Below are 14,806 nucleotides of genomic sequence, written 5' to 3'. Positions count from 1 at the left end.
GGGGCAGGCATCGGCTTCACCCGCACCATCAAAGCCCGAACAGGTCAGCAAGCCCGCCAGTCCGGCCGAACCGGGCCGAGGCTGTCCCACCCGCTCAGTACACAGCACCGGGCCGCTGCCATGGATGCGGCAGTCGCAGCCCGCGGATGTCCAGGCGGCTTTCTGCATCGCCGATGATCTCGCAGATGGCGTGATGGGCTGCCCGGGGGTGATGGCCGATGAGCCAGTCCAGCACCCGCACGACCTGGGTCGTGATGCCGTAAAGGCTCCAGTCCTCCGCTGTCGAGCTGCTTGCCGTAGGCGAGTTCGTCGAGAAAGGCGTGCCGGACGGTGGCGGCCAAGACGACCTGGCCTGGGGCCCTCGCCCACGCCATACACACCCGCACCCACCAGGCCCGTCACCGCCGCCAGCACCGGCCGTCCCCGGAGCGGCGACGTCACCACCATCGTCCTCGACGACCAACCCCCGACCGCCGACTGACAGGCCCACAAGCTCTCTTGACCGGCCCGCCGCCCGGACCCGCAGCTCGGGCCCGGGCGGATTGAGGCACTGGCGCGCAGCGGCGATCCCATACGGTGTGTGACGGTCCCCAGGACCCACATAGAGCGACGGGAAGACGGCACCGAAGTCAAACTCGGAGTGTTCCTCTCCAATACCAAGTCGAGGCGCGCGCGAACCTCGCCGCGGACAAACTCGCGCAGCTCGCCGAGTTGGGACTCGACTGGGCGCGCTGAGGCGACCCCACGTGAGAGCCTGCACCGGGGGTCCGTGCCGGTGACGCACACAGCACCGCTGAAGCGGCTGAACGGCGAGGGCGGCAGTCCGATGGCCGATCGGCTGGGCGAGTGAGACGCCTCGCTCCTTCGGGCCTGCCGGAAGGCTCAGGCGGGCATCGGGTGATCGGCTGACTCCAGCGCCAGTGCCCCGGATGAGTGCCCCGGCGCGGAAGGAGAAGCTTCCGATGTCCTGGCTGAGTTCCCGAGGTACTGGCCTCGCCCCGCGCTTTGGACGAGCGCGATTTCTCCGGGTAGGTGCGCTGCTGATGGCGGCGCTGACCCCAGCCGTTCCGGTTTCGGCCGCCCAGGCAGCGGCCCATCACCACCATCCCGGCCATGCGGTGAGCACCCCGAAGGGCAGTGCCCAAGACCGACTGGGCGATCCGAAGGTCACACCCATCGGTTCGTTCGGCGGAATTCGCTATGTGCAGTACGACGGCGTGTTCGAGGGCAGGACGTCGACCGGGAGGTTCCGCGTCCCCTACCGGATCAGCGCTCCTGCCGATCCGCACCGCACCAACGGCACCGCAGTCGTGGAGCCGCCACACTTCGTGGTGGGCCTCGGCGCACTCAATGTCTACCTGCGCAAGGACTTCCTGTTCCGCCAGGGCTTCGTGCACGCCGGCGTCGGCTGGAGCACGCTCGGCAACCGCATCCTCGACCCCTCGGTACCCGGCACCTTCATCGAGGGCGGAGTCGAAGAGGACGGAGCCAGGGTCGACGACGAGATCATCACAGACTTCGCAAAGGCACTCGCCTCCCGCTCCTCCGGCGCGCGTCCCCTGGTCGGCAAGCTGTCCCGACGGTACGGCACCGGCTTCTCCGACAGCTCGTATCCCCTCCTGCGCCTTGTTCATTCCCGCGACGCCACAGGCGCGCTCGACCTGGTGCTGCCCATCACCACGGAGGGCTTCGACCCCCAGGCTGACATCGCCGCCGGCCGCTATAAGGGCAAGGTCCTCATCGTCAATTCGGAATTCGACGACTCGACGGACCTGATCGACCGGGGCATCGCGACCAAGCGGTACCGGTTCTACGTCGTCGCTGGAAGCCCGCACATTCCGGATCCGCTGGACGCACCGCTGGACGTGCCGTTCCCGGTGAGGGGGTCGACCCCGGCGGGCTTCGTGCCCGCGCTGCGCGCGCACTTCCTGCAAGGGCACGCCTGGGTACGCAAGGGGACACCGCCGCCGACGAGCACGCAGTTGCGCACGGCGAACGACTACAGCATCGTCCGGGACGCCAACGGCAACGCAATCACCGAAGACCGCAACGGCCGCCGCGTGCCCCGGCTGCCGTTCATCGAACTCGGCGAGGCCCGCTTCACCACCGGCTTCATCGGCAGCTACGACAACGTACGCACCGTGCAGCAACTCGGCTTCAGCAACCACCGGGCCTACTCCAAAGCCTTCGCCGACAAGCTCCGTGACTACCGAAAGGCCGGCTTCATCCTGCCGAAAGACGCCCGCGACATGAGCCGCCGCGCCAGCCTGTGCCCTCCGTCCACCTTCACGGAGACCTACCGCGACCACTACGCCGAATTCGTCGCGATCCGGCCCTGCACGGCCCGATAAACCTGTCTCCGCGTCATCGGACGCATGACGCGGAGACTTGTCAACCCTGCACGGCACACTGCAGGCATGAACCCGGCGCTACTTCAGCAGCAGATGCAGGAGGGTCATCACTCCGACCCCGACCAGCATCGCGACTCCGACGGCCGGGTGAAGGAATGCCACGTACGTGGCGCCCCCGCCAGTGACGAGCAGCAGCGTGGTACGCAGATCGAGCCCGCCACGGTTGTCGGCCTCGTTGGAGTTGTTCAGCACAGCAATTCCCTCTGAGATCAGGCACGCGGCGATCCGCGTGCGATAGATGACGGCGCATGGGTGGTCCCCGGCCCTTGCGTCCCGGGCAGTGCTCCCGGACGGGGCGGCGCCAGAGTGCTGGAAGCGGGGGTTAGTCCCGCAAGAGCGGCGGCGCTACGCCGCCACCGGCTCGCGCGGCGAACGCGGGCTGGTCGGGCGGCAGCTCACGGTGACCGACAAGTCGTATACAGCCGGGGCGTTTTGCAGTGTTCCGGCGGGGGCGGGGCGGATGCGGACATGCTGGTACTCCTCCTGCACGCAGCGGGTGATCCGGCCAGCCGGGGCGGTGCTCCCCGGAGCGGCTTCTCACGCACCTTGCAGGAGGGGGAATTTGTTGCGCTAGAGGAGAAAACTGCAGGTCAGCCCGGAGAAAAAGAAACAATTCCCGGGGTGGGCTGCAGCAGGGGGTGAGCCGTGTCCGACACGACGGACAGCGCGGGAGACGACTCGAAAAGGCTGCCGGCCCCTGAGGGGCGGGGGCGGCCGCGTAGGGGGGTGCAGGGGCCGCCGCATCGGCAGGAGTTCGCGAACCTGATGCGCGAACAGCTGTTTGAGCCGTTGCGTTCGGCCGGGTGGCCGCTGCACCGGATCAGCGGGATTTTGCGCGAGGCGAAAATCACCGGGTCCAGTGTTCCGACGCTGAGCCGGATCGCCAGTGGTGAGCGCCTCCCGTCAGCGGAGGTTCTTAACGCCCTGTTGGACCTGGTGAGCGAAGTGGCCGGCCGACCAGTGCCGAGTCAGGCGCGGCGGCAGTTGCTGGCGCTGCGATTACAGGCGCTCGCAGTCGCTGACCCCAAAAGCTACCGACTAGAGATCCTTGAACAGGACGCCGGCCGACTCCGAGGGAAGTGCGAGGGCCAGATTGACCAGTACGAGGACGCCGCCATGCCGGCCGAGGCGGACGACCACGACTGCGCGCTGCCATCCCCAGTACTGACCCTGCGTGCGGACACCGCTGCGCATGTTGAAGATGTCGCCGCCGCCGGTGTGCCGCTGCCAGCAGGACTGATGGAACCCGAACCCGAAAGCACGTCAACCGTGCTGGGCGTGCTGTATGAGATCCACGATGTTCTGGGGCACACCTCAAGGGCCCTGCACCGGGCGCTCGCCGAAGCGGACGGGGATCCCGACGCCGCGCCGGCGCCGGCCCCGAAGCCGAGTACGCCGTACACCCCGCCGCCCGCACTTCCCTCCTTCGACCGCAGCGGTGGGGAGAGGGGCGACTGGCTGGCCCCCGCCATTGCCCTGGTGCTGGTCGTGGTGCTGCTCGTGGTGGGCTACGTCTACCTGGTGCCGTTCTTGAAGAAGCAGCGGGGCACGGCCGCCCAAGAATCCCCTTCGGCCCCCATTACGGCCACGGAAACCGTCACCCCGACCGGTGGCCCAGGAGGAGGAAGCACACCGCGCCCCGGGCCGACGCCGACCCCGGACCTCGACCTGGGTGACGACCCGGATCCTTCGCCGGAGCGGCCGACCCAAGAGCCCTCCGAGACCGACACCACCATCACCATCACTGACCCGGCGACTGAGGAGGAGACGGGGCCGGTCCTGGGCGGGCGGACCATGAATGCCGAGCCCCGGCTTGACAGTGCGGATTGCTCCCAGCCGATCGTCTTCACGTTCTCCGCAGCCGCGCAGCGCCCGGGGACCATCGAGTTCGCCTGGCATCCCGACGAACAGCTCATCGCCCGAGGAGTGCAGGACCGAGCAGGAACGATGACCTTCACCACCACCAACGAGCAGCAGGACCAGTTCAACGTCCAGCTGACCGGGACCCAGTCCGGCGAGCGTGTCCAGGGCAGCATGACCGTAGAAGTGACCTCACCCGAGGCCGACCGTGGCACCAACAGCGCCTCCATCGACATCACCTGTATCTGACCAGGCACGAAGGAACGCACGGGTAGACGACTATCGGCATAACCGTGACGCCGAGTAGAGCCCTCCGCGCTGATTGGAACGGCATACATGGGAGCCCCGGCATCAGATGCCGGGGGCTCGTAGGCTGCGGCGATGACCGAGCAGCAGACGCCGGCGCGCTGTCGCCGGCGCGGCCGTCCCGTGGCGGTCCCGTGGCGGTCTGTCGGCCTAGGTCACCGTGCACCCCGTCCAAGATCGCGACCACGAAAGTGGGCAGCAAGGTCGCGGACGTAGGGACTGCGGGTGCGCGGCCGGCTGCGGTCGTTTTACTCGGCGCCTGTCCAGAGGCCGCCGGGCTCGTTCACAGTGGCGCGGAACCTCTCGATCGTGGCCCGCACATGTGGTGCCTGGTCCCATTCCGCACCGTACTCGCCGGCGGGCGTACGCCAGTTGCGTACGAGGTGTTCGGCCACCGCGGCGACGTCATCCGGCGCTGCGAAGACCCGGTGCAGCGCGGCAAGCGGCTGGGTCGGGGTCGCGATGGACGGGCTGACCCGAGCAGTGCGTAGGACCAGCCGCGCTCTTCCTCCCAGTTGAAACGGAGGCCGCCCACGCCGCCGGTGCGGCTGACGTCCCACACGAGCACGAGGTACATCGTGTCGCCATGCCGGGGGTAGGCGCGGTCGGCCCGGATAGTGCCGGGAGAAATGCCCCGCCGAATGAGGGCTTCGTCGACGGCCTGGAGATAGGGCCAGTGCGGCAGCCGCTGTGCCGAACCGGCCCCGAGCCCGGGCGGGTTGAGGATCACAGCTCACCTCCGTGGGTGGAGCGGGTCATGAAGCGCGGCGGAACACGGCGGCGGGGCCGATGATGCGGGGGCCGAACTTGTCGCGGACTCGATCGACGGCGGCTTCGGCCACAAGGCGGTCTTCGCGGGCGCCGTCGAGGCTGATCTGCTGGGCGACCTGGTCGGCGTCGATGAGGTCCTCGCCCTTGAGGGCGAGTGCGGTCAGGCGGCCGCGCTGCAGGCCAGCGGCGTCCATCAACTGGTAGGCGAGGGTGCGCAGGTCGTCGTCGTGCGCGGACGGCTCGATCAGGCGGCGGGTCCTGGTCCAGCTGCTGTTCCCGGCGAACGTCAGGGTGAGCAGCGTGAGGGCGCTGGCCGCCTGGTCGCGGCGGCGCAGCAGCAACCCGAGCCGGACCACCAGGTCGAGGAGGGCGGCCCGAACCGGGGCGCCGTCCAGGGTGTGCCGGGGGAAGGCGTGGCGGACGGTCGCGGCGGACGGCAGGACGCGCGGGACAACGGCGCGCGGGTCGATGCCTCGGGCCCGGTCGGCGGCGGCGCGGCCGGCGCGGCCGCCGAGCAGGCGCTGGATGGTGGCGGACGGGACGGCGGCGAGCAGACCCACGGCGTGGATGCCGTAGTCGACCAGTACCTCGGCCTGGCGCGGGCCGATGCCGTGCAGGGCGTCGACGGGCAGTGCGCCCAGCAGTCGGCGGCCTTCTCGGGTGCGATGGCAAGGACGCCGCCGGGCTGCGGGATCTGGGCGGAGGCGGTGGCCGCGACCGTGATCGAGGATCCGACCCCAACGCGCACGTCGACGCCGAGGCGGGAGAGGGTCCGCACGCGCAGGACCTCGCCCAGGCGGCGCGTGTCGGTGCCGTGACAGCGCAGCGCACCCTTCAGCTCCACCAGGGCCGCCGTGGGCGGCAACGCCTGCACGACGGGCGAGAGCTCCGCAAGCAGCTCCAGGACCTGCCGGTAGGTCTCCTCCGGCAGCCGGTCCGGGCAGCGGACATGCATCACCGTCGGCACCTGGCCTGCCGCTCCGTCCGTGGTCATCACCCTCACCTCCCACACCCCACGTTATCGAACAGAAAATCGAACACGCGAGGGGCGCGAGCAGTGGATCATGGGCATAGAATCAAAAATGTGTTCGATAACCTGCCGCCCGATTTGGAGCGCCTGCACACCCTAGAAGTTACTTGGAATCAGCCCGGGTGATCATGTAGCCCCGGCTCCATCCACGAACCTGGGGGGCGGCTTGAGCAGTACATCAGCACTCATGACCAAGTGGCCGGTGCTGGCACGGCACGCGCACGCAGCGGCCTGGCTACGGGCCTGGGAAGATCTCGGCCGTGCACCGCGGACAATGGACGCGTACGCCCGGGGGCTCGCCGAGTACCTGGAGCTGTGTGAGCGAGAAGGAGTCAATCCGCTCGCCGCGGGTCGGGTGCACATCGCGGTGTTCGTCCGCGTCCTGACGACCCGGCCGCACCGGCGAGGGGCAAACGTCGTCTCCATCGAATCGGGGGCGGGGTTGACCAACGCGACGATCCAGCAGCGCTTGGTGCCAGTACGCCTGTTCTACGACTTCCTCGTGGAGGAAGGCCTGCGCGAGTCGAATCCTGTGGGCCGCGGGCGGTACACGCCCGGTCGCAGGAGCACTCGGCATCGGGGCCTCGTACCCAGGCTGTCCAAGTTGCCGTGGATCCCGAACGAGCAGCAGTGGCGGGATTTCCTGGAAGTCGCGCGGCGCGAGCCGGTACGCAACCGGGTGTTGCTGGCCCACGCCTACGATGCGGCGTTGCGCCGGGAAGAGCTGTGCTCGCTGCGGACCGACGACCTGGATCCGGCGCACCGGACGGTGCGTGTGCGCGCTGAGACGACGAAGAACCGGCTGGAGCGGGTGGTGCCGTACTCCGCGCCGACCGGTGTTCTTCTGGCCGACTACCTCAGGCATCGCACGGCGATCAGCCGGGCCCGCGGACCTCTGTTCTTGTCGGAGTCTCGGCGCAACTACGGTCAGCCGCTGAGTCTGTGGACCTGGTCGCAGGTGGTGCGCGTCTCGCGTTGTCGGCTGGTGTCGAGCGGTTCTCCACGCACACCACCCGCCATCTGTGCCTGACCGATCTGGCACGCATGGGCTGGGAGTTGCATGCCATCGCGTCGTTCGCCGGGGACCGCCACACCGAGACAACCTTGCAGTACATCCATCTCTCCGGCCGCGACCTCGCCGAGAAGTTGAAGAACGGGATGGACCACATTCACGCCTGGCGGATCCAAATGCTTACCAACGGGGGCACACCGCAGGACACGGCGGGAGGAGCTCGGTGATGACGACCGCTCCCCTGCCCGAGGACACCGGCGGGCGATGGTGCTCTCCGATCGACCTGAAGCGCTACGAGCGCTCGCCCGGCTTGTCCGAGGCAGACCTGCACGCCATCCGCCGCCTGGACCTGCGGAACCTGCGCCGACTGCGCTATCACGACCCCGATGCCCCGCAATGGGCTGCGCTCAGCCGTCTGCTGCACCCTCTACAAGACGTCAACGTCGGTTTCGACACGCCGCCCACCATGCACATGCGTCGAGCCATGAACGACGCTGTCGCCGTTCTGCTCCTGCGATGCGCTGACTCTGGCCGCTCGTACTGGGAATGGACCCGCCCCCGTGTGATCGCCGACGATGTCTGGGCCAAGCTGCTGGGGGCCGGACTCAACCTTCAGTCCCACGACCTTCCGCGCGGCAAAGCCGGCCTCACCTACCCGCTGGAGCTGGTCCGCGCCGTCACACTGACCTGGCTGTTCGCCGGTCAGCGCAGCAACGAGATCGCGCGGCTGCGGCTGGGATGCATCCGGTGGCAGTACGACGGCGCTCCCGTCGCCGGCAACGCCATGCAGGTCCTCGCCCGGGACGCCATCTGCCTGCTGGACGTTCCTGCACACAAGACCGGCACGGCGTTCACAAAGCCGGTCGACCCACTGCTCGGGCAGGCGATCAACGCCTGGGAAGCCCTGCGCCCTGCCCAGCCCAAACGCACCGACAGAAGAACCGGAGAGCAGGTCGATTTGCTGTTCTCCTACCGCGCCCGCGCGGTCTCCAGCAGCTACATCAACAGCACCATCACTCCCATGCTCTGCCGCAAGGCCGGCGTTCCGGACGCCGAGGTCCGCGGCAGCATCACCAGCCACCGAGCCCGCTCCACTATCGCCAGCCAGCCGTACAACGCGAAAGAGCCCATGACCTTGTTCGAGCTGCAGGCTTGGCTCGGACACCGCTCCCCGGAGTCCACCCAGCACTACGCGAAGATCAGCCCCAGCACTCTGACCAAGGCGTACAAGGACGCCGGATACTTCGCCCGCAATGTACGGACCATCGAAGTCCTCGTCGACCGCGAGGCAGTCGAATCAGGCGCGGCTGCAGCCGGTGAACCCTGGCAGCACTACGACTTGGGCCATGGCTTCTGCAGCTACACATTCTTCGAGCAGTGCCCCCACCGCATGGCCTGCGCACGTTGCGACTTCTATACACCCAAGGATTCCAGCAAAGGACAACTCCTAGAGGCCAAGGACAACCTCCACCGCATGCTCGCCTCGATCCCCCTCACCGACGAAGAACAGGCAGCTGTCGCTGATGGCCGAGCCGCCATAGACCGCCTCCTGAAGCGCCTCGCGGACGTGCCTACCCCATCCGGCGCCACCCCGCGCCAGCTCTTGCCAATTGTTGAGCTGCCGCCATCGTGAAGGGGCGGATCAGGGACATGCCATGGCATGTTGCTGGGGGGCTCGCGCTGATGGACGGCGGCAGTCTGCCGGGCCGATCGTGCCAGCGAGATGGGTGCCATGGTCGGGGAGCGGCTTGACCTTGACGCTGGGTCAACCCTCCATGCTTCCGGCAGGAGATTCCTCGCAGTCGCCTGGAACAACTCCACAAAGGAGGCAGATGACCATGACGGCCCAATCGATCGCCGGTCCGGTGATTCGCGTGCAGGGTCTGGAGAAGTCGTACGGGAAGCTCGAAGTCCTGCGCGGCGTCGACTTCGAGGTGGCGCGGGGCAACATCTTCGCCCTGCTCGGCTCCAACGGAGCGGGCAAGACCACGACCGTGAGGATCCTCGCCACGCTCCTGAAGTCCGACGCGGGGACAGCCAGCGTCCATGGCTTCGACGTCGCCACACAACCGGCGAATGTGCGGGAGTCCATCAGCCTCACAGGGCAGTTCGCGGCCGTCGACGAGATCCTCAGCGGCTGGGAAAACCTCGTGCTCGTCGCCAGGCTGCGCCACCTCAAGGATCCGGGGGCGATCGCAGATGACCTGCTGAGGCGCTTCTCGCTGACCGACGCCGGCCCGCGGAAGGTGTCCACGTATTCGGGTGGGGTGCGCCGCCGGCTGGACATGGCGATGAGCCTCATCGGAAATCCGTCCGTGATCTTCCTGGACGAGCCGACGGCCGGACTCGACCCCGAAGCGCGCATCGAGGTGTGGCATGCCGTCAAGGAGCTCGCCGAGTACGGCACGACGGTGCTGCTCACCACGCAGTACCTGGACGAGGCTGAGCAGCTCGCCGACCGGATTGCGATCCTCCACCAGGGTCGGATCATCGTGAACGGCACCCTTGCCGAGCTAAAGCAGCTCTTCCCGCCCGCCAAGGTCGAGTACGTCGAGAAGCAGCCGACTCTGGAGGAGATCTTCCTCGCGGTCATCGGCGACGGCGAAAAGAGCGACGCCACTGGCACGACAACTGGGGGGCAAGGATGACCGCGTACTTCTTCAACGACACTGTCGCGCTCACGGGGCGGACCCTGCGCCATGTCACACGCAGCATGGACACCATCATCACGACCGCCATCACGCCGGTCGCCATGATGTTGATGTTCGTCTACGTGTTCGGCGGCGCCATCGATACCGGGTCGGTTTCGTATGTGAACTACATGCTGCCCGGCATCCTGCTCATGACCATCGCCTCAGGCATCTCCTACACCGCGTACCGGCTGTTCACCGATGTGAAGAGCGGGATCTTCGAACGATTCCAGTCCATGCCGATCGCTCGGTCGGGTGTGCTGTGGGCCCACGTCGTCACCTCTCTGGTCGCCAATCTGATCGCTCTCGTGCTCGTCGTGGGCGTCGCTGTGCTCATGGGCTTCCGCTCCGGGGCAGGAGTATCTGCATGGCTCGCGGTCACCGGCATCCTGCTCCTGTTCACCCTGGCGCTGACCTGGCTCGCCGTGATCCCCGGGCTCTCCGCGTCGTCGGTCGAGGGAGCGGGCACGTTCGCCTACCCGCTCATCTTCCTGCCGTTCGTCAGTTCGGCGTTCGTGCCCACAAAGACGATGCCCGGCCCGGTGCGCTGGTTCGCCGAGCATCAGCCGGTGACGTCGATCGTCAACACGATCCGCGACCTGTTCGCCCAACAGCCGGTCGGCGACGACATCTGGACCGCCCTCGCCTGGTGCGTCGGCATCCTCGTCGTCGCGTACGTCTTCGCGATGGCCGCCTATCGCCGGAAGATCGCCTGAGGCAGTCTGAGACCCATGCTCACCATCAGCCAACTTGCGGCGTACGCCGGGGTGACGGTACGGGCGGTACGCCACTACCACAAGATCGGACTGCTGCCCGAGCCCGAGCGCGACCGGTCCGGATACCGGACATACGATGCCGCGGCGGTCGTACGACTGATCCGGATCCGCACCCTGGCCGATGCGGGGGTGCCGCTGGCCAGGGTGCAAGAACTCCTCGACGCCGGCCCGGAGGAGTTCGCCGGCGGTGTCCAGGAGATCGACAAGGATCTGCGCGCCGAAATCCGGCGGCTGCAGCACACCCGCAGCCGGCTCGCCCGGCTCGCCGCCGGAGAGCACCTGGCGCTTCCGCAGAGCGTCGTGGGCTACCTCGACCGGCTGCGCGGTCTCGGCGTCGGGGAGCGGTACATCGAGCTGGAGCGGGATGCCTGGATCATGATCGCCGCGCAGGTGCCGCACCTGATCGACTCCGTGATTGCCAAGAAACACGAGGAACTGGACGACCCCGACATGGTGAGGCTCTACAGCTTCTTCACCGGGGAGCCCGACTGGCTGGCCGGCGATCCACGGATCGTCGAGGTCGCCGACATCCTGGAACGGCTGATGATTCGCGCCGTGGAGGCCGGCGAAGTGGGTACCGACGGTTTCGACGACCAGTTCGTCGCTCTGATGGACTCGACCATGCTTGAGTCCGCACCAGGCGCCGAACTGGTGTTGGCGATTCTCAAGGAGCGTGGCTGGAGCGGCTGGACCCGCATCGAACGGGTGCCGGCCGACAGACTCAACACTCACACATGACGTCGCTCAGCTCATGCTGGGCTGGCCCGGGGGCCGCCTTCCGGTGCGCGCACGTTCAGCAGTCGGTTGACAAAGTTAATTCCACAGAATGCGGGTCTGGCACGCCCTATGGGTGGAACGCATCGACCACAAGATCGCCGCCCTTCAGAAGCGGCAGGCCGAAGCAGAGCGCGGTCGGCGCGCCCGCCCTCAGCCGCCGGCCCGGATCGTCGAACTCGGCATCGGAGCCGACCGCACTCCCGTCCAGGTCCACGCCGCGACTGCCACATGGCAGGCAAACGGCGCCGCGCGGTCAGCCGTGACGAAGCCCGCCGGCTCCTCGCCGCAGGACTGCCCGGATGCGGCCACTGCGCACCCGACGTCCGGCTGCGCATGGACGACTTAGAAGTGGCGCGAGTCCGGTCTGGGCGGCCCTGCCGACACCGAGGAACTCAAGCGGACGATCACCAGGCCGAACAGCGCACTGTCGCTCTGACCGCCGCCTTGGAAGAACCTGGAGGCCAACCGTCAGTTGACCCGAGCCTTGAACCAGCGTGAGTGACCAGCCGGTCCCCCGCGTGGAGTCGTCCCGCTGCTATGGATGCTGCGCGGGACCGACGAGCCAGTCCTGCAGCTCACGGTGCCGGAACTGGTAGGCGACACCGGCGACTCGCAGCAAGCCTGCCGACTCTGCCCAAGCGAGGAACGCACCGAGCCGCCACGGCAAGCGTCGGCTTCCACGGCGCGTGCACAGCAGCAAAGCGAAATAGCGGTAAGCACTGGACGCTGCCACCAGGGCGAACGCCAGCGTCACACCTAGCTGCCAGGAGAGTCCGACAGAAGCCGGGACCTCGAGGCCCGGTGCGATGACGAAGACGACGATTGGTGCCACGAGGAGCCCAACCATGACGCCGCGGCCGAGCGTGCTTACGACATCGGCGCGCAGGAAGTGCCGTGGGTCCGCGATGTCCGCCGCCTGCGGATTCTCGAGCCTCATCGCCCCCAGGCCCAGCCACACAGTCAGGAAAAGGGCCATCCAGACGGCGGCCCCCAGAGAGAACGTCAGCCCCAGCTCCAGCGCGAGGCCGGCCGGTATGCAGACGACGGCGCCGAGTATCAGGCCCCAACCGCAGCCGAACCGCAGACCGCGGGCTCCGCTACGGGAGAAGAGGTTCCTCGGCAGGGCCCGCTCCATCGTCGGCCACGCCTGCCATGCCTCGGTCGCCCACAGCGCCAGGAGTTCGATGCACAGGAACACCGCAACCTGGACCGCCAGGTCGCTGTAGAGCATCGTCCAGAAACGCACGCCGAGCCAGGGCAGGATCACCCAGACTGGCGCTAGGACGAGGCAGTGTACGACGCGCGGCAGGTACGTCCCGGCAAGAGGCCAGAGGGCGTGCGGGACCACATCGGTGCCGGACAGCCGACGGCCCCGCACCGAGCGGCCCTCGGCCTCATTACGGTGCAGGTAGACGGCCAGGGTCCGTAGCCACGTACGTGTCTGGTCGGCAGAGTACAGCGCGCCGCGAGGCGCCGGATGACTCGCGACGGCCGCTTCGACGAAGAGGCCGAGCAGACGATCGCGCAGGGCGCGGTCCCCGTCCGAGTTCGGCTCCACCAGTTCACGGGGGTCCCGCACGTACGCGCCCGTGGCTGGGTCACGCTGTTCGTACACGACCGCGGCCAGGGTCAGCCGCCAGGGCGTGGCGAGCCGCGCGGCAAGAGGCGTGGCGGCGGAGCCGTAGATCTCGTCAAGCACCCCGGCCCATCGCGCGGGGTCGTCCGTCCTGCCCTCAATGAACGCCCGGCCCCTGGCTGGCCGCACACTGCTGATATCCACCCGGGCTCCGTCCTTGAGCCACACGCGCGCCGATTCCAGCGCCCGGTACTGCTCGGTGCGGCAGGTCAACACCAGCTTCGCGCTGTCCAGCCCGCGCTGGTAGGAGTTGAGCGCGTCGAGCGCCCGCCGGGCCTGGGAGGTGTAGTCCGGAGCGTTCTCCGCGGCCATCTCGTCCAGTCCGTCGAGCACCGGCAGCACCATTCCAGCGTCGAACAGCGCGCCCGCGGCAGCCTCGGAGAGGCGGTGAGAGTCCACCAGGTATGAACAGACCCATTCCCGCAGAGCCTTCACCGGGTCCTCGCCCGGACGGGCGGCGGGCGCCGGGGCGAGCAGGGTATGCCACGACGACAGCGACAGCCGCACGGGCACCGGATCGTCGGGCCTGCGGTCCTGGAGCAAGCCGAGGATCAGCTCCAGGGTTAGTAGGGTCTTTCCTGCCCCGGGCGGTCCGGTGATCACCAGTCGGCCAGGGCGCAGTCGGCGGTAATAGGCCACGACCTTGCGCGAACTCCCCCTGGGCCGGGCGCCCAACGCGTTGTGATGGGGTGCTGGCATGTAGACGAAGTCCAGATCGATCGATCTGCCGTGCCCGCCTAGCAGGCGCTTTCTGGCCCCGGTCTCGGAGTCGAGTACCGCTGCGGCGAGCCTGCTCGCCGTGCCCGCGACGTCGGTCTCCTGGTGCCGCCAGGAGAGCCAAGCGAGATGACCGGCCCACCCGCTGACGGACAGCCCCACCAAGGCGATCACCGCGCTCAGTGGGTCAATGTCCCCCCGCTTGGCCCCCGGAAGCATCAGCGCAGCCACGCCGAGCCCCAGTACCGCCCCCATGCCATACAGCCACGCGGCAAGCCGCCCCCGCCCACTCTTCATGCCCCACATGATGAACACCAAGGCGCAGCCCGTGCCGGGAAACTTCCTTATGTATGGCTCTCCGGAGTGAAAATACTGAGAAGCTGCAGCGCATGCGACGACCGGGCCGTCACACCACGCTCCTCTTCGGCTATGGGTGCAGCGGAGGCACGGGGACCGCACAGCGGTGCAGGCGGGTGTCCATGTCGAAATTGACCACTCAGCCCCGTCGCTCGATCCAGCGATCGCGCCACAGCTCAGGCTCCAACTGCCAGCTGAACGACGGCTCCTGGTACTCGCCCTACGACGAGACCTACTTCATCGCCCCTCGCGGCCTCGACATCGACCGCCTCGTCCCGCTCGCCGAGGCCTGGGACTCCGGCGTCTCCGCCTGGACCGCGAAGGAGCGGGAGGGTTACGCCAACGACCTCGGCGACGCCCGCGCGTTGATCGCCGTCTCTGCCGGGTCAGACTGCTCGAAGACCGACCAGGATCCGGCCACCTGGCAGTCACCCGCTGCGTAAGAACGGTGCGACGTGGGACG

13 protein-coding genes and 2 pseudogenes are annotated in these 14,806 nt (G+C 68.0%); 10 read left to right on the top strand and 5 right to left on the bottom strand.

Features of this window, described 5'->3' with window-relative positions; all coding sequences use genetic code 11:
- The first annotated feature begins 1,043 nt into the window (after positions 1-1,043).
- Entirely contained in the window at positions 1,044-2,351 is a 1,308-nt protein-coding gene (locus tag AB5J55_RS42890; protein WP_369275801.1) for an alpha/beta hydrolase domain-containing protein, read from the top strand.
- Between the two features lie 78 nt (positions 2,352-2,429).
- Here the strand turns inward: AB5J55_RS42890 and AB5J55_RS42885 are convergent, their stop codons facing one another.
- Positions 2,430-2,603, bottom strand: coding sequence for a hypothetical protein (locus AB5J55_RS42885; RefSeq protein WP_369275800.1), 174 nt, complete (start codon positions 2,601-2,603; stop codon positions 2,430-2,432).
- A 573-nt stretch (positions 2,604-3,176) separates the two neighbouring features.
- On the opposite strand from AB5J55_RS42885, the gene AB5J55_RS42880 reads away from it, so the two are divergent.
- Positions 3,177-4,520: a helix-turn-helix domain-containing protein gene (locus AB5J55_RS42880; protein WP_369275799.1), complete on the top strand. Its 1,344-nt coding sequence runs from the start codon at positions 3,177-3,179 to the stop codon at positions 4,518-4,520.
- A 305-nt stretch (positions 4,521-4,825) separates the two neighbouring features.
- On the opposite strand, the gene AB5J55_RS42875 is transcribed toward AB5J55_RS42880, so the two are convergent.
- Both AB5J55_RS42875 and AB5J55_RS42870 read right to left on the bottom strand, forming a co-directional pair.
- On the bottom strand, positions 4,826-4,972 hold the full coding sequence (locus tag AB5J55_RS42875) for a hypothetical protein (RefSeq protein ID WP_369275798.1): 147 nt from the start codon (positions 4,970-4,972) through the stop codon (positions 4,826-4,828).
- 360 nt (positions 4,973-5,332) lie between these two features.
- A pseudogene (locus AB5J55_RS42870) lies at positions 5,333-6,342 on the bottom strand (hypothetical protein).
- 223 nt (positions 6,343-6,565) lie between these two features.
- Here AB5J55_RS42870 and AB5J55_RS42865 point away from each other — a divergent pair.
- The 6 genes from AB5J55_RS42865 to AB5J55_RS42840 all read left to right on the top strand — a co-directional run bounded on the left by AB5J55_RS42865 (position 6,566) and on the right by AB5J55_RS42840 (position 11,594).
- Positions 6,566-7,408 carry a tyrosine-type recombinase/integrase gene (locus AB5J55_RS42865; protein WP_369275797.1) on the top strand — a complete coding sequence of 281 codons (843 nt, stop codon included), beginning with the start codon at positions 6,566-6,568 and terminating at the stop codon, positions 7,406-7,408.
- On the top strand, positions 7,321-7,617 hold the full coding sequence (locus tag AB5J55_RS42860) for a tyrosine-type recombinase/integrase (RefSeq protein WP_369275796.1): 297 nt from the start codon (positions 7,321-7,323) through the stop codon (positions 7,615-7,617). The genes AB5J55_RS42865 and AB5J55_RS42860 overlap by 88 nt, the downstream gene beginning before the upstream one ends.
- Positions 7,617-9,023, top strand: a complete 1,407-nt coding sequence (locus AB5J55_RS42855) for a tyrosine-type recombinase/integrase (protein ID WP_369275795.1) — start codon at positions 7,617-7,619, stop codon at positions 9,021-9,023. Before AB5J55_RS42860 ends, AB5J55_RS42855 begins: the two co-directional genes overlap by 1 nt.
- Before the next feature lie 205 nt (positions 9,024-9,228).
- Positions 9,229-10,038 carry an ABC transporter ATP-binding protein gene (locus AB5J55_RS42850; protein ID WP_369275794.1) on the top strand — a complete coding sequence of 270 codons (810 nt, stop codon included), beginning with the start codon at positions 9,229-9,231 and terminating at the stop codon, positions 10,036-10,038.
- Entirely contained in the window at positions 10,035-10,796 is a 762-nt protein-coding gene (locus AB5J55_RS42845; RefSeq protein ID WP_369275793.1) for an ABC transporter permease, read from the top strand. The genes AB5J55_RS42850 and AB5J55_RS42845 overlap by 4 nt, the downstream gene beginning before the upstream one ends.
- Before the next feature lie 15 nt (positions 10,797-10,811).
- Complete coding sequence (locus tag AB5J55_RS42840; protein ID WP_369275792.1) at positions 10,812-11,594, top strand: MerR family transcriptional regulator; 783 nt, start codon at positions 10,812-10,814, stop codon at positions 11,592-11,594.
- A gap of 106 nt (positions 11,595-11,700) precedes the next feature.
- Here AB5J55_RS42840 and AB5J55_RS42835 read toward each other — a convergent pair whose 3' ends face one another.
- The gene (locus tag AB5J55_RS42835; protein WP_369275791.1) at positions 11,701-11,847 is read right to left on the bottom strand and encodes a hypothetical protein; all 147 of its coding nucleotides are present in this window, start codon (positions 11,845-11,847) and stop codon (positions 11,701-11,703) included.
- Between the two features lie 14 nt (positions 11,848-11,861).
- Between AB5J55_RS42835 and AB5J55_RS42830 the strand changes: the two genes are divergently transcribed.
- The gene (locus AB5J55_RS42830) at positions 11,862-12,131 is read left to right on the top strand and encodes a DUF6233 domain-containing protein (RefSeq protein WP_369275790.1); all 270 of its coding nucleotides are present in this window, start codon (positions 11,862-11,864) and stop codon (positions 12,129-12,131) included.
- A 37-nt stretch (positions 12,132-12,168) separates the two neighbouring features.
- Here AB5J55_RS42830 and AB5J55_RS42825 read toward each other — a convergent pair whose 3' ends face one another.
- Positions 12,169-14,301: an NACHT domain-containing protein gene (locus AB5J55_RS42825; RefSeq protein WP_369276470.1), complete on the bottom strand. Its 2,133-nt coding sequence runs from the start codon at positions 14,299-14,301 to the stop codon at positions 12,169-12,171.
- A gap of 221 nt (positions 14,302-14,522) precedes the next feature.
- On the opposite strand from AB5J55_RS42825, the pseudogene AB5J55_RS42820 reads away from it, so the two are divergent.
- A pseudogene (locus AB5J55_RS42820) lies at positions 14,523-14,780 on the top strand (HNH endonuclease); the annotation flags it as partial.
- Between the last annotated feature and the right edge of the window lie 26 nt (positions 14,781-14,806).

It is taken from the genome of Streptomyces sp. R11 (genome assembly GCF_041051905.1).
Classification (GTDB): Bacteria; Actinomycetota; Actinomycetes; order Streptomycetales; family Streptomycetaceae; genus Streptomyces.
Note: the sequence above shows the minus strand (reverse complement) of the source record. Positions and strands in the feature narration are given on the sequence as shown.

What these genes read in the sequence shown, in the direction of transcription:
- AB5J55_RS42890 (WP_369275801.1), top strand. Translation starts at nt 1,044, where the DNA reads ATGGCGGCGCTGACCCCAGCCGTTCCGGTTTCGGCCGCCCAGGCAGCG.
- AB5J55_RS42880 (WP_369275799.1), top strand. Translation starts at nt 3,177, where the DNA reads ATGCGCGAACAGCTGTTTGAGCCGTTGCGTTCGGCCGGGTGGCCGCTG.
- AB5J55_RS42865 (WP_369275797.1), top strand. Translation starts at nt 6,566, where the DNA reads ATGACCAAGTGGCCGGTGCTGGCACGGCACGCGCACGCAGCGGCCTGG.
- AB5J55_RS42855 (WP_369275795.1), top strand. Translation starts at nt 7,617, where the DNA reads ATGACGACCGCTCCCCTGCCCGAGGACACCGGCGGGCGATGGTGCTCT.
- AB5J55_RS42850 (WP_369275794.1), top strand. Translation starts at nt 9,229, where the DNA reads ATGACGGCCCAATCGATCGCCGGTCCGGTGATTCGCGTGCAGGGTCTG.
- AB5J55_RS42845 (WP_369275793.1), top strand. Translation starts at nt 10,035, where the DNA reads ATGACCGCGTACTTCTTCAACGACACTGTCGCGCTCACGGGGCGGACC.
- AB5J55_RS42840 (WP_369275792.1), top strand. Translation starts at nt 10,812, where the DNA reads ATGCTCACCATCAGCCAACTTGCGGCGTACGCCGGGGTGACGGTACGG.
- AB5J55_RS42830 (WP_369275790.1), top strand. Translation starts at nt 11,862, where the DNA reads ATGGCAGGCAAACGGCGCCGCGCGGTCAGCCGTGACGAAGCCCGCCGG.